12 protein-coding genes and 3 tRNA genes are annotated in these 12,863 nt (G+C 51.3%); 11 read left to right on the top strand and 4 right to left on the bottom strand.

The window, feature by feature from the left end; translation table 11 throughout:
* The 11 genes from clpP to J9253_RS12150 all read left to right on the top strand — a co-directional run bounded on the left by clpP (position 1) and on the right by J9253_RS12150 (position 10,176).
* Positions 1–615 (top strand): ATP-dependent Clp endopeptidase proteolytic subunit ClpP, encoded by a 615-nt coding sequence (clpP, locus tag J9253_RS12200; protein ID WP_210221238.1) that lies wholly within the window; start codon positions 1–3, stop codon positions 613–615.
* Between the two features lie 239 nt (positions 616–854).
* Positions 855–2,141 (top strand): ATP-dependent Clp protease ATP-binding subunit ClpX, encoded by a 1,287-nt coding sequence (gene clpX, locus J9253_RS12195; RefSeq protein ID WP_210221237.1) that lies wholly within the window; start codon positions 855–857, stop codon positions 2,139–2,141.
* A gap of 84 nt (positions 2,142–2,225) precedes the next feature.
* Positions 2,226–4,646 (top strand): endopeptidase La, encoded by a 2,421-nt coding sequence (gene lon / locus J9253_RS12190; RefSeq protein WP_210221236.1) that lies wholly within the window; start codon positions 2,226–2,228, stop codon positions 4,644–4,646.
* Positions 4,647–4,746: 100 nt separating this feature from the next.
* The gene (locus J9253_RS12185; RefSeq protein ID WP_228291364.1) at positions 4,747–5,094 is read left to right on the top strand and encodes an HU family DNA-binding protein; all 348 of its coding nucleotides are present in this window, start codon (positions 4,747–4,749) and stop codon (positions 5,092–5,094) included.
* 18 nt (positions 5,095–5,112) lie between these two features.
* Positions 5,113–5,188, top strand: a tRNA-Val gene (locus J9253_RS12180).
* Between the two features lie 21 nt (positions 5,189–5,209).
* A tRNA-Asp gene (locus J9253_RS12175) sits at positions 5,210–5,286 on the top strand.
* A gap of 66 nt (positions 5,287–5,352) precedes the next feature.
* A tRNA-Asp gene (locus tag J9253_RS12170) sits at positions 5,353–5,429 on the top strand.
* A gap of 113 nt (positions 5,430–5,542) precedes the next feature.
* The gene (locus J9253_RS12165; RefSeq protein ID WP_210221234.1) at positions 5,543–7,429 is read left to right on the top strand and encodes a SurA N-terminal domain-containing protein; all 1,887 of its coding nucleotides are present in this window, start codon (positions 5,543–5,545) and stop codon (positions 7,427–7,429) included.
* Positions 7,430–7,438: 9 nt separating this feature from the next.
* Positions 7,439–8,734 (top strand): tRNA (N(6)-L-threonylcarbamoyladenosine(37)-C(2))-methylthiotransferase MtaB, encoded by a 1,296-nt coding sequence (gene mtaB / locus J9253_RS12160; protein ID WP_210221233.1) that lies wholly within the window; start codon positions 7,439–7,441, stop codon positions 8,732–8,734.
* Positions 8,724–9,323: a hypothetical protein gene (locus J9253_RS12155; protein WP_210221232.1), complete on the top strand. Its 600-nt coding sequence runs from the start codon at positions 8,724–8,726 to the stop codon at positions 9,321–9,323. The genes mtaB and J9253_RS12155 overlap by 11 nt, the downstream gene beginning before the upstream one ends.
* A 208-nt stretch (positions 9,324–9,531) precedes the next feature.
* Positions 9,532–10,176, top strand: coding sequence for a hypothetical protein (locus J9253_RS12150; RefSeq protein WP_210221231.1), 645 nt, complete (start codon positions 9,532–9,534; stop codon positions 10,174–10,176).
* Between the two features lie 19 nt (positions 10,177–10,195).
* On the opposite strand, the gene J9253_RS12145 is transcribed toward J9253_RS12150, so the two are convergent.
* From J9253_RS12145 to J9253_RS12130, 4 genes are all read right to left on the bottom strand, one after another.
* Complete coding sequence (locus J9253_RS12145) at positions 10,196–10,648, bottom strand: EVE domain-containing protein (protein WP_210221230.1); 453 nt, start codon at positions 10,646–10,648, stop codon at positions 10,196–10,198.
* A 19-nt stretch (positions 10,649–10,667) separates the two neighbouring features.
* Complete coding sequence (locus tag J9253_RS12140) at positions 10,668–11,516, bottom strand: 23S rRNA (adenine(2030)-N(6))-methyltransferase RlmJ (RefSeq protein WP_210221229.1); 849 nt, start codon at positions 11,514–11,516, stop codon at positions 10,668–10,670.
* Positions 11,517–11,578: 62 nt separating this feature from the next.
* Complete coding sequence (locus J9253_RS12135; protein WP_210221228.1) at positions 11,579–12,247, bottom strand: hypothetical protein; 669 nt, start codon at positions 12,245–12,247, stop codon at positions 11,579–11,581.
* An 87-nt stretch (positions 12,248–12,334) separates the two neighbouring features.
* Entirely contained in the window at positions 12,335–12,823 is a 489-nt protein-coding gene (locus J9253_RS12130) for a hypothetical protein (protein WP_210221227.1), read from the bottom strand.
* Positions 12,824–12,863 lie beyond the last annotated feature (40 nt).

The following is a 12,863-nucleotide window of genomic DNA, read 5'->3' as shown; positions in this document are numbered from 1 at the left end:
ATGTTTGTAAGAAACCCGGATGAACCACGCGCCGTTGGCGTTCCCATGGTTATCGAGCAATCCGCTCGTGGCGAACGCGCTTTTGACATTTACTCGCGCTTGCTGCGGGAACGGGTCATTTTCTGCGTGGGTGAAGTCGAAGATTACATGGCGAACCTCATCGTGGCGCAATTGTTGTTCCTCGAATCCGAAAACCCAGAAAAAGATATTCACTTGTATATCAACTCTCCGGGTGGCGTGATTACCGCAGGTATGGCAATTTACGACACTATGAAGTTCATCAAGCCGCATGTCAGTACGTTATGTATTGGTCAGGCAGCTAGCATGGGTGCTGTGTTGTTGGCAGCGGGTGAGCCGGGCAAGCGTTTCGCATTGCCACATTCCCGCGTCATGATTCACCAGCCGTCAGGTGGTTCACGTGGTCAGGCATCGGACATTGAAATACAAGCGCGTGAAATTCTTAAAATGCGGGCGGTATTAAATAAAGTATTGGCCGGGCATACGGGGCAAACAGTCGAGCGTATTGAGCAAGATACCGACCGTGACAACTTTATGGATGCGGAAGCAGCACGCGAATACGGCCTGATTGATGAGGTCTTGATGGTTCGCACCTAGTCATTTTGATGTTACTACCCACCATTTGTCAGAAAACAGCCTGTATTTACAGGCTGTTTTCGCGTCTGGACAGGTGTTTTTCAGGAAAAGAAGCGTAAAATACTTGTGAAAGCCGAGTATTCTTGTCAAAAGGCAAGTTTATTACAATAATAGCGCTTGAAAATAGGCATACGGACACAACATAGTCCTTTGGTTTACATCGTTGATGTGTCGGGAAACGGCACAGGATAGAGGTTCTGATGAGTAAAGATAGAAGAGGCGATCAAGATAGCGGCAAATTGCTGTATTGCTCTTTCTGCGGGAAAAGCCAGCATGAAGTGCGTAAATTGATCGCTGGCCCTTCGGTATTCATTTGCGATGAATGTGTCGATTTGTGTAATGACATTATTCAAGAGGAAATGCACACCGCTCAAGGGGCTGATGAACAATCTTCCCTGCCGACGCCGCGTGAGATCAAAGGCAATCTTGATGAATACGTCATTGGTCAGGAATTGGCTAAGCGGGTACTATCCGTTGCCGTTTACAACCATTACAAGCGCCTGTACAAAAAGACAGGTGGTAAGGACGAGGTTGAACTGGCAAAAAGTAATATTTTGCTGATTGGCCCAACCGGTAGCGGTAAAACCTTGCTGGCAGAAACGCTAGCGCGTTTGCTAAATGTACCGTTCACCATCGCCGATGCAACCACCCTGACCGAAGCCGGTTATGTGGGTGAGGATGTGGAAAACATCATCCAAAAATTGCTGCAAAAATGCGATTACGATGTGGAAAAAGCCCAGACCGGCATTGTCTACATCGACGAAATCGACAAAATTTCCCGCAAGGCTGATAACCCGTCGATCACCCGTGATGTTTCCGGTGAAGGCGTGCAGCAAGCACTGTTGAAGCTGATTGAAGGTACGGTTGCTTCTGTACCACCACAAGGTGGGCGTAAACATCCGCAACAGGAATTCCTGCAAGTGGATACCCGTAACATTCTGTTCATCGTTGGCGGTGCCTTCTCCGGGATGGATAAAGTCATCCGTCGCCGTACTGAAAAGGGCAGCATTGGTTTCTCCGCCAAGGTCAAAACACCGGAAGAAGGACGCAGTTTCGGTGAAGTCATCAAGGACATCGAAGCAGAAGACTTGGTGCATTACGGTCTGATTCCTGAGTTCGTCGGGCGTTTACCCGTGATTGCAACGCTGGAAGAGCTGGATGAGACTGCACTGGTACAAATCCTGACCGAACCACGCAACGCCTTGACCAAACAATACGGCAAGCTGTTCGAGATGGAAGGCGCTGAACTGGTCTTCCGTGATGATGCACTGCATTCCATTGCCCGCAAGGCGATGGAGCGCAAAACCGGCGCTCGTGGTTTACGTTCCATTCTGGAAAAAATCCTGCTGGATACCATGTATGACCTGCCATCAGAACAAAACGTCAGCAAAGTAGTGGTGGATGAATCGGTCGTCAAAGGCGAGTCCCAACCCTACCTGATCTACGAAAATGTCGAGCCGCAGCAACAAATGGCATCTGGCGAGTAACCTTGCCCAGTAACCTTTGTTGGTTGTGTCGGGGTGATGTGCCCCGGCACACAACCTTTCTATCCGCCACAGTGAGTGCTTATTATGGCTGAATCAATCATCGTTCCTGTTTTACCTTTGCGTGATGTCGTGGTCTATCCACACATGGTTATTCCCTTGTTTGTAGGGCGCAATAAGTCCATCCAGGCGCTGGATATGGCCATGGACAGCAATAAGCAAATCCTGTTGGTTGCGCAAAAAAGTGCCGAGGTCGACGCCCCTGATCTGGATGATGTGCATACCATGGGAACCCTTGCCACGATTCTGCAATTGCTGAAGTTGCCGGATGGTACGCTGAAAGTACTGGTAGAAGGGCTGGAGCGTGCCGAAATCATCTCCATTGATAATGATGGTGATTTCTCCGCTGCACGGGTCAAGGTGTCTGCTTCCGTATCGGGTGACAGTCGCAAGATTGATGTGCTGAGTCGCTCACTGGTCAGCCTGTTTGAGCAATACGTCAAACTCAACAAGAAAGTCCCACCGGAAATCCTGTCCTCACTGTCCAGTATTGATGACCCGGTACGCTTGGCAGATACCATTGCTGCCCACCTTGGTCTGAAAATTGCTGAAAAACAAAAGATTCTGGAAATGCTGGATGTGGAAGAGCGCGTTCAGTACCTGATGGAACTGGTAGAAGGCGAAATCGACCTGTTGCAGGTAGAAAAGAAAATCCGTGGGCGCGTCAAGCAGCAAATGGAGCGTAGCCAGCGCGAGTATTACCTGAACGAGCAGATCAAGGCTATCCAGAAAGAACTGGGTGAGATGGACGATGCCGCGCCCAATGAAATGGAAGAGCTGACGCGTAAGGTCGAAGCGGCTGGTATGCCTAAAGAGGCCAAAGACAAAGCCGAAGCCGAACTGAAAAAACTCAAAATGATGTCGCCGATGTCAGCCGAAGCAACCGTCGTGCGTAACTATATCGACTGGCTGGTCAATCTGCCTTGGAAGAAAAAATCCAAAGTTAACAATAGCCTGCCTGATGCTGAAAAGGTTCTCAACGAAGACCATTTCGGGCTGGAAGAAGTCAAAGAACGCATTCTCGAATTCCTTGCCGTGCAACAACGGGTCAAAAAAATTAAAGGACCTATCCTGTGTTTGGTAGGGCCGCCGGGTGTGGGTAAAACCTCACTGGGGCAATCCATCGCCCGTGCGACTGGGCGCAAATTTACCCGTATGGCGCTGGGCGGAGTACGTGATGAAGCTGAAATCCGTGGTCATCGCCGCACTTACATTGGCTCATTGCCGGGTAAAATTGTCCAGAACCTGACCAAAGTAGGGACGCGTAACCCCTTGTTCTTGCTGGATGAAATCGACAAAATGGCGACCGATTTCCGGGGTGACCCATCCTCTGCTTTGCTGGAGGTGCTTGACCCGGAACAAAACCACACGTTCGCCGACCATTATCTGGAAGTCGATTTCGACCTGTCCGATGTCATGTTCGTGGCGACATCCAACAGTATGCGCATTCCTGGGCCATTGTTGGATCGTATGGAAGTGATCCGCATCCCCGGTTATACCGAAGATGAAAAACTCAACATTGCCAAAAATTACTTGGTGCCGAAACAGCTCAAAGCCAATGGCTTGAAAAAAGGCGAGTTGACCATCAGTGACAGCGCGATTATGGACGTTATCCGCCACTACTCCCGTGAGGCGGGGGTACGTAATCTGGATCGTGAAATATCCAAGCTGTGCCGTAAAGCTGTCAAAGACCACTTGTTGAATGACAAGAAAAAGACTTCCGTTACCCCGCGTAACATTGAAAAGTATCTTGGCGTGAAACGTTTCGACTACGGTCGCGCTGACAAGAGCAATCAGGTGGGTCAAGTCACCGGGCTGGCGTGGACTTCAGTGGGTGGTGAATTATTGACGATTGAAAGTGCACTGCTGCCCGGTAGCGGCATGATCAAAAGCACTGGGCGCTTGGGTGAGGTGATGAAGGAATCCATCCACGCGGCTGAAACAGTGGTTAAAAGCCGTGCACGCTTGCTGGGCATTACCCGCAAGTCACTGCGCAAGAATAATGTCCATATCCATGTGCCGGAAGGGGCAACGCCTAAAGACGGCCCTAGCGCGGGTGTAGGCATGGTAACGGCGATGGTATCCGCTATGACGCAAATTCCAGTGCGTGCTGATGTGGCGATGACCGGTGAAATCACCTTGCGTGGTGAAGTGTTGCCCATCGGTGGACTGAAGGAGAAATTGCTGGCTGCACACCGTGGTGGCATCAAGCTGGTGCTGATTCCCAAGGAAAACGAAAAAGACCTCGCAGAAGTGCCCGACAATGTGAAAAAAGGTCTGGAGATTCGCCCGGTCAAGTGGATTGATGAAGTGTTGGCACTGGCTTTGGAGCACCCTCCAATACCGTTAGCTGACGATGAAGACCTGGATGATGATGCTGAAAATCAATCTTCAACGCCCGCTGTGGCTGCCGAAGAAGAGGAAACCAATCCCGCAAGACAGCATTAATATGTTTACACTGAGATTTGAAATGTTTCTGTGTGCTTGAAGTCCGTCATTTTGTTGACATATTTTAGATGTCGCTGGTATAACTGTCGGGCGTATCCGCATGGGTGGCTCTGCTGACCGTAGTGGCAGGAGTGTTTTGGTTTTCCCCTATAATGAATTCATAAGGAAAGTTTCTATGAATAAATCAGAATTGATTGATGCAGTAGCAGAGAAGTCCGGTCTGACCAAGGCCGATACCGATCGTGCATTCAAGGCTTTCGTTGAAGTTATCAGTGATTCAATGAAAAATGGCGACCAAGTGGCTTTGGTTGGCTTTGGTACATTCCTGGTGCGTGAGCGTCAAGCACGTTCAGGCCGTAATCCGCGTACTGGAGAAACAATTTCTATCGCTTCTGCAAAAATTCCTTCATTTAAGGCTGGCAAAGCGCTAAAAGATGCTGTACAGTAGCGGCCTCTGATGAACGACGGGTAGTTAGCTCAGTTGGTAGAGCGTCGCCCTTACAAGGCGAATGTCGGGGGTTCGAGCCCCTCACTACCCACCATCGTCATTCAAGTTTTATCGCGGAGCGGTAGTTCAGTTGGTTAGAATACCGGCCTGTCACGCCGGGGGTCGCGGGTTCGAGTCCCGTCCGCTCCGCCAACTATTTAGATTAAGGATGCTCTTGCAGCATCCTTTTTATTTGTTTCAAGTTGTTTACAACATCGCGGAGCGGTAGTTCAGTTGGTTAGAATACCGGCCTGTCACGCCGGGGGTCGCGGGTTCGAGTCCCGTCCGCTCCGCCAACTATTTCCATTTCATCCCCCCCTTTCTTCCTGTATGATTGCGTTCTTGCGTGCGTGGGGCGTGCGCATTAATCGTTCATCAATCAACATTACTCACAAAAACGTAAAAGACCATGCTGCAATCAATTCATGACAAAGCCAAAGGCTGGATTGCTTACGCTATCGTAGGCATCATCATCGTTCCATTCGCACTTACCGGCATTTATGACTACCTGCAAGGGGGCGGCGGCAAACTGTCGGCAGCAGTCGTCAACGGTGAAGAAATTCCCGTAAAAACCGTGCAAAACGCCTTATTGCAAATGAAGCAGCAATTTGGTGGCAAGTTACCCGATGGCATGGATGAAATGCTGAAAGGCAATGCACTGGATTCCGTGATCAACCAGACACTCGTCCAGCAAAAGATTCGTGAGGGTGGCTACCGCGCCAGCAATCAGGAAGTGGCGGATGCGATCTCCGAGATTGAGGTTTTCCAGAAAGACGGAAAATTCGATCAGGCGACCTATGAAAACTTCCTCAAGATGCAACGCCGCAGCCCGGTCGAGTTTGAGGCACAGGTACGTGCTGACCTGACTCAGCAGCAATTACGTGAGTCTGTGTTGGGTACAGCGTTCTTGCCGAAAGCCGAAGCAGAGCAGTATCAGGCATTGCGTAACCAGCAGCGTGACGTGGAAGTGTTTACCTTGAAACAGGCTGATTTCCAGACGCAAGCGCAAGTCACGGATGCCCAGATTGCCCAGTACTACGAGCAAAACAAGGCTGCCTACATGACCGATGAGCGTGCGCAGTTAGCCTATGTGGAACTTAAGCGCGGTGATCTCGCCACTAAGGTGCAAGTGGATGAAGCAGCACTGAAAGCCTGGTTTAATGATAACGCTGCCCATTACGCGCAGCCGGAAGAGCATATCACCAGTCATATTTTGGTGAGTGTTGAAGACCCCGCGAAGGATGCTGATGCCAAAAAGCGCATTGACGCGCTATATGCTGAAATCAAGGCTGGAACCCGTACTTTTGAAGCGATTGCACGCGCCGATTCTGATGACAAAATCACCGCCGAAAAAGACGGTCAGATGGGCGCTATTGTCGCGGGCGATTGGGGGCCTGAGTTTGAGAAGGCTGTGTTTGCCCTGAAAGCGGGGGAAATGTCCGAGCCTGTTAAAACCGAAGCCGGTTATGAAATTATCCGCGTCACCGCCATCAACCCGGTCAAGCCCCAAACTTTTGAAGAAGCGCGTGCTGTCGCTGAAGAAGATTACCGCAAGGATCAGGCAGAAAAAGCCTTCCTCGACAAGGGTGAGATTCTGGGGCGTGTTGTCTATGAGCAAGACGGTGATTTAGCGCCAGCCGCCAAGGAAACGGGGCTGAGTGTGCAACAAACTGACTGGATCACCCCGGTGCAAGGGCAGGGCATTGCCGCGAACAACAAAGTACGGGCGGCTGCCTTCAGTGAAGACGTACTGAAGTCTGGCAAAAATTCCGACTTGCTGGAGTTGGAGGACGGCAGTGCGGTGGTCATTCGTGTGGTCAATCATGAAGCAGCAACCCAAAAGCCGTTGGATAGTGTACGCGAGGAAATTCGTACTGCACTGTTGGCACAGGAAACCCGTAAGCTCACTGCCCAAAAAGGCGAAGAGTTACTGAAAAAATTGACAGAAACCCAAGCGTGGGGTGCTGCTTTGAGCGCTACCGGCTTGGGTGTAGAGACAGCGGTTGAAAAGCCGGGTCTAGTGGGGCGCACCGATACCAAGCTCTCCCCGGAAGTGCTGAATCAGGCATTTTCCTTGGCACATCCGACTGCAAGCAAGTGGACATGGGGGAGTGTTGCCTTGGCTAACGGTGATTATGCACTGCTTGCTGTGAAAGCAGTCAAAGCAGGCGATGCCACTTTGGGTGCAGATGCTGATGTTATTTACAGCCAAAGCACCGGCTCACGTGAACTCGAAGCCTTTTTGAAAGGGTTGCGTGAGACAGCCAAGGTTGAGACCCACCCTGAGAATTTGTAAAGTAGGTACATGAAAGTCCATTTAAAAGCATTGGGATGCCGTCTGAATGAGGCAGAATTAGAACAGTGGTCGCAACAGTTTCGCGCAGGCGGACATGACATTGTCCCGGATGCGCCGGATGCCGACGTGCTGGTGCTCAATACCTGTGCTGTGACCAACGAGGCGTCGGGCAAGTCCCGCCGCCTCATGCATCGCCTCTATCGAGAAAACCCTGCTGCCAAACTGGTGGTAAGCGGTTGTTACGCTAGCCTGCAAGCTGCTGAAGTTGCCCAAACCTTGGGTGTCGATTTGGTAGTGCCCAATACCGAAAAAGACCAGCTTCCGCAAACCGTCATGCAACACTTCGCGTTGCCGGTCATGCCCGCGATTGCCACTGAGCCGGGCGAAGCACCACTCTTTATCCGTGGGCGTCACCGCGCTTTCATCAAGATTCAGGATGGTTGCCGTTACCGCTGTACCTTTTGCATTGTGACGGTGGCGCGGGGTGATGAGCGCAGTCGCACTGAAGCCGATATTATTGCCGAAATCAATACGCTACATCAGCAGGGCATTCAGGAAATTGTCTTGGCTGGGGTGCATGTCGGTGGGTATGGCAGCGATACCCAAACATCCCTGTATGCGCTGGTGCAGGCTATCCTGCGGGAAACCGATATTCCCCGCATCCGCTTTGCTTCGGTGGAACCGTGGGATTTGCCGGACGATTTCTTTGCGTTGTTCAGTAATCCCCGTCTGATGCCGCACATGCATTTGCCGTTGCAAAGTGGTGCCGATTCAGTATTGCGACGTATGGCGCGGCGCTGCAAAACCACCGAGTTTGCGGCACTGGTTGCAGAAGCGCGGCGCAGTGTGCCCGGTTTCAATGTGACCACTGATATTATCGTGGGTTTCCCCGGCGAAACCGATGAGGAATGGGAACAGACGCTGGCGTATGTCGAATCCGTCGGTTTTGGTCACCTGCACATTTTCAGTTATTCCATCCGTGAAGGTACCAAGGCAGCGCGTTTGCCCGATCAAGTGACTGATGCGCTCAAAAAAGCCCGCAGCCAAGCCCTGCATGGCCTTGGCGAACGCCTGAAGTACGTTTGGTTGCAACAACAGCTCGGTCAGACCGTGCCAGTATTATGGGAATACGGACGGGTCAGTGACGATGGGCAGCGTATTTATACCGGCTATACCCCTAATTACTGTAAAGTCAGGGTATCAGTCGCCGATAATGTCCTACTGGAAAACACCATTCGGCAAACCTTGCTGACGGGTGTCGATGATGATGCTGTACTTTGCGGGAGTCTGAGCGATGCACACTAAACGTTGGTTATCCGGGGTCTATTTACTGATGATCAGTTTGTGGCTGTCTGGTTGTATCTTTTCTTCGGAATCGCAACAGGCTCGTCAAGTGGCTGATAAGTTCTGGCAAGCTGTGTTGAATAATGACATGAACACTGCAAAAGACCTGACAACGTGGGAAAGTGCCCAATACTTGCAATTTCTGGGCAGCAAGAGTGTCTTCGCCAAACGTTTTGAAACCGGTGAAATCAAGGTGGAGGGTACAAGCGCTGAAGTCGCCACCGTATTGTATGGTGGTGAGAAAGGTGACATGATCATCCCGGTGCGTACCGTTCTGGTGCGCAATAAAGATGTCTGGCAAGTTGATGTACAAAAGACCATGGGCTCGATGGTCAGCGGTGCGATGGGAGCCGTGGTCGACCAATTAAATATTTTCATGGAAAATGGTCTGAAAGATCTTGATAGCTCATTAGCTAAAAGTGTGGATGAGTTAAACAAGAGCCTGAAACAAGGCGTTGATCAGTTGAAGAAGGAACTGACAGCCCCGCTGGATACGCCCCCTGCACCATCCACTGTTCCCCCCGCGCAGCCTAATAGTCACGCTATTTAAGTCTATATTTTAAGCAAAAAGCTACCTTCCCCGGTAGCGTTGCTTATTTGTATTGCATTCAGAGCGCATTCAGGTTTATATAAGTCCAATCTCCCGTATACACGTAAAACCCCGCGTTTTGTCCATCAGCGACTGGTAGAAAAATAGAGAAATGTTATGTTGGCATAATGCTGCTGCAATGAGTCAGATCAATCAGGTGGAACCCCTCATGCCAAAATTAGTTATTAAACAAGACTTGCCAGAACCTTCCATCCAGGAAAAATTGGAGGGTGTGTTGCGGGTTATTTTGCCGTTACTGCTCTTCGGTATTGCCGCGATTGCGGCCTTGTCGCTTTACGTTTCGCACGATTCTGCGGTGTCGGAAGTGGTGGTTCAGGATACCCCTCAAAGCGGGATTGTGCTGCCGCTGGCGTATAAACAGCAGGAGACCCTACTGGGTGACTTGGAGCATGAGTTCGAGGTGCAAGAGAAAATGGCGCTGGAAGGGTATGATAAACATTCCAGTCTGGTTGCCAAGGCAGACGCTATTTTACTGCAACTGTCGGCAATGGATAACGTGGTGGAAGGCTTGGGTTTGACTGCGGAAAATCAGCAGGAAGTGTTGGCTAGCCACCAATATCAAAAGGATTATTGGGAGGCCAAGCGTGTTTTCCATAATTTACGCTTGTCACGTTTTAATGCTAGCAAGCCAGAATCTACCCACACCGTTGCGACTAGTCGGGGAGGTGTTGAAGCAGTACCGGATACTGCACCAAAAGTTGAGTTGCCTGCTGACTTACCCGCCGACTTTTGCCCGCTGTTTGGCCCTGGCGCAGCCGCCTGCAAGCCCGGTGCTGGCGACAAGAAACCGTAAAAACCCGGGGGTGGGTGTGCTATTCGAGGGCAAGGATGGCTTGCCACTCGTCAGCCGTGACCGGCATGACAGACAGGCGGCAACCTTTACGTACCAGTGGCATGTTTTCCAGAGCCGTTTGTTCGCGTAACTCGCGCAGGCTGATGGTGCGTTTCAGTTTACGCCCAAACTTCACATCGACCCGATACCAGCGTGGTTTGTTGGGGTCACTTTTGGGGTCAAAGTATTTCGCCTCCGGGTTTACCGCAGTGTCATCGGGGTAACCTTGGGTGGCAATTTCGGCGACACCGACAATACCGGGTACGTCACAGTTGGAATGGTAAAAGAAGACCTGATCGCCGACCTGCATTTGATCCCGCATCATGTTACGCGCCTGATAGTTGCGCACACCGTCCCACGGTTCGATACCCACTTTTTGTAAGTCGTCAATGCCGAACACATCGGGTTCTGATTTCATCAGCCAGTATTGCATGTGTTTGTCCTTTGGTGTGTCAGGTGTTTTTTTCGGGGGTGATGTGAGTCACGGTAAAATGCCCGTTGGCGTCGGCCATTTTCTGGTGTAACCACGGTAATAGGGTTTGCATCTGTTTAGCTAATAACCACGGTGGGTTGATGACGAACAGGCCACTGCCACTCATCCCCAGCCCGGCGCTATCGGCTACTGGGCAAAACTCAATCTGCAAGATGCCTGCAATGCCGGTCTGTTGCAATCCCTGGATCATTTGCTTGACCCGCTGGCGTTCAATGACCGGATACCACAGCAAGTAAGTGCCAGTCGCAAAGCGTTGGTAGGCTTTGGCAAGTGTGGTCACAACATCGCTGTAATCTGTTTTCAATTCGTAAGAGGGGTCAATCAGAGTAACAGCCCGCCGGGTAATCGGTGGCAACAAGCCCAGTAAACCCTTCAGGCCATCCTGTTTGCTGATTTGGATGCGCTTGTCATGCCCCAGATTGTTATCCAGTGCGCTGAAATCGTTGGGGTGTAATTCAAACAGGCGTAACTGATCCTGTTTCCGCAGTAACTGCGCTGCCAGCCACGGTGAGCCGGGGTAATAGTCGAGTGACGGCGGCGGGTTGAGTGAGCGGATCAGGTTTACATAAGGCAGCAATTCATCGGGCAAGTCACTGGCATTCCACAATGTCTGGATGCCGTGGGCAAATTCGCGGGTTTTTTGGGATTCCGCGCTGCTTAGCCGATAAAGGCCGCTGCCTGCGTGAGTATCAATGTACCAAAAAGGTTTGTCTTTGCGCTGGTAGTAGTCCAGCGTCAACACCAGCACCAGATGTTTAATGACATCGGCATGATTGCCCGCGTGAAAGGCATGTCGGTAGCTTAGCAAGGTGTTTCCTTCCTTGGAAAATAGAGGGCGTGATTATACGCACGCCCTCAGTGTTACCGGGTTTAGTGTGCAACAGGTCCGGGTGCTGTGGATGTTGGAGGTGTGGTGTCCGGCGTTGTTGGCATTGCACTCGGTGCAGTCGCAGGGAATGGCGCGGGAGGTGTTGGAGCGCCGGAAGCCGTGCTTTCAGAAGCTGGTGCGGGAGCTGCTGCGCCTGGAGCAGTGGGTGCTGCGGGTGGTTCTGGTGGAACCATGAACGGTGGCAAACCATTATTCAGGTTCATGCCGTTCATATCGGGCTGCATCCCGAAGGGGGCTACCGGACGTGGGTAGCGTGAGGGGAAGTTATGGCCACTGTTAAACGACGGACCATTACTCCAGTTGAAGGGCATGTTGGAGCCATTCCAGGAAGGGCCGTTGTTCCAGTTGAAGGGCATGTTGGAACCGCGATTGTTCCAGAAGGGCATACTGGAACCGCTGTTCCACGGCATAGTATTGTTGCCCCAGTTGAAAGGCATACTGGAACCGTTACCCCAGCCCATGTTCGGGCCGCCACCCCATGATGGGCCGCCGTTGCCCATGTTGAAACCGTTGCCGGGGCCATTGCCCCATGACTGGTTATTGCCCCAATTCATGTTCGGGTTCATATCGAAATTGTCAAAGCCCCAACCGCCTGCATTGGCGCTGCCTGCGATGCTTGCCAGGACGATGCTTGCAATCATTTTTTTCATGGTTTTCCTCTCCCTTCTAGTGGGTCACGCTAATACGAAAACAGGCCGGATAAACCGGCCTGTGTAGTATAACTGCTCTTGCTGGAATTAGTTAGCAGCAGGGCCTGGTGTTGCGCCCGGTGCAGTTGGCATTGGCATTTGCTGCGGCATTGCCTGCATCGGCATCGGTTGCATCTGCGGCATTGGCTGCATCATTGGTGCTTGCATGGGAGCCATCGGCATGGGTGCGCCCATCATCGGAGCGCCATAACCCATCGGTGCACCGTAGCCCATTGGAGCGCCGCCCATCATTGGGTAGTTGTTATTGTTGCCCATGAACGGCATATTGTTGTTACCCATGAATGGCATACCACCCATGAAACCATTGTTGCCGCCATAGTTGTCATCGTTGTTGTCAAAGCTGTCCGCCATTTCTTGCATCCAGTACATCGGTGTCCACTCTGGCCAGTCGCTTTCATCGTAGTAAGGGCCGTAAGGACCCATTTTCCACTCGCCGTTATTGCCACCAAAAAAGTCGTTTGCACTTGCGGTAGCAGTCAGAGCCAGCAGGCTCAAGCCAATCAGTAATTTTTTCATTTCAATGTCTCCTATAGCGGTTATTCGTATCAGGCTAAGC

This window comes from Thiothrix litoralis (genome assembly GCF_017901135.1).
GTDB classification, from domain to species: domain Bacteria; phylum Pseudomonadota; class Gammaproteobacteria; order Thiotrichales; family Thiotrichaceae; genus Thiothrix; species Thiothrix litoralis.
The sequence above is the reverse complement of the archived record's forward strand: the minus strand, read 5'-3'. Positions and strand labels throughout refer to the sequence as shown.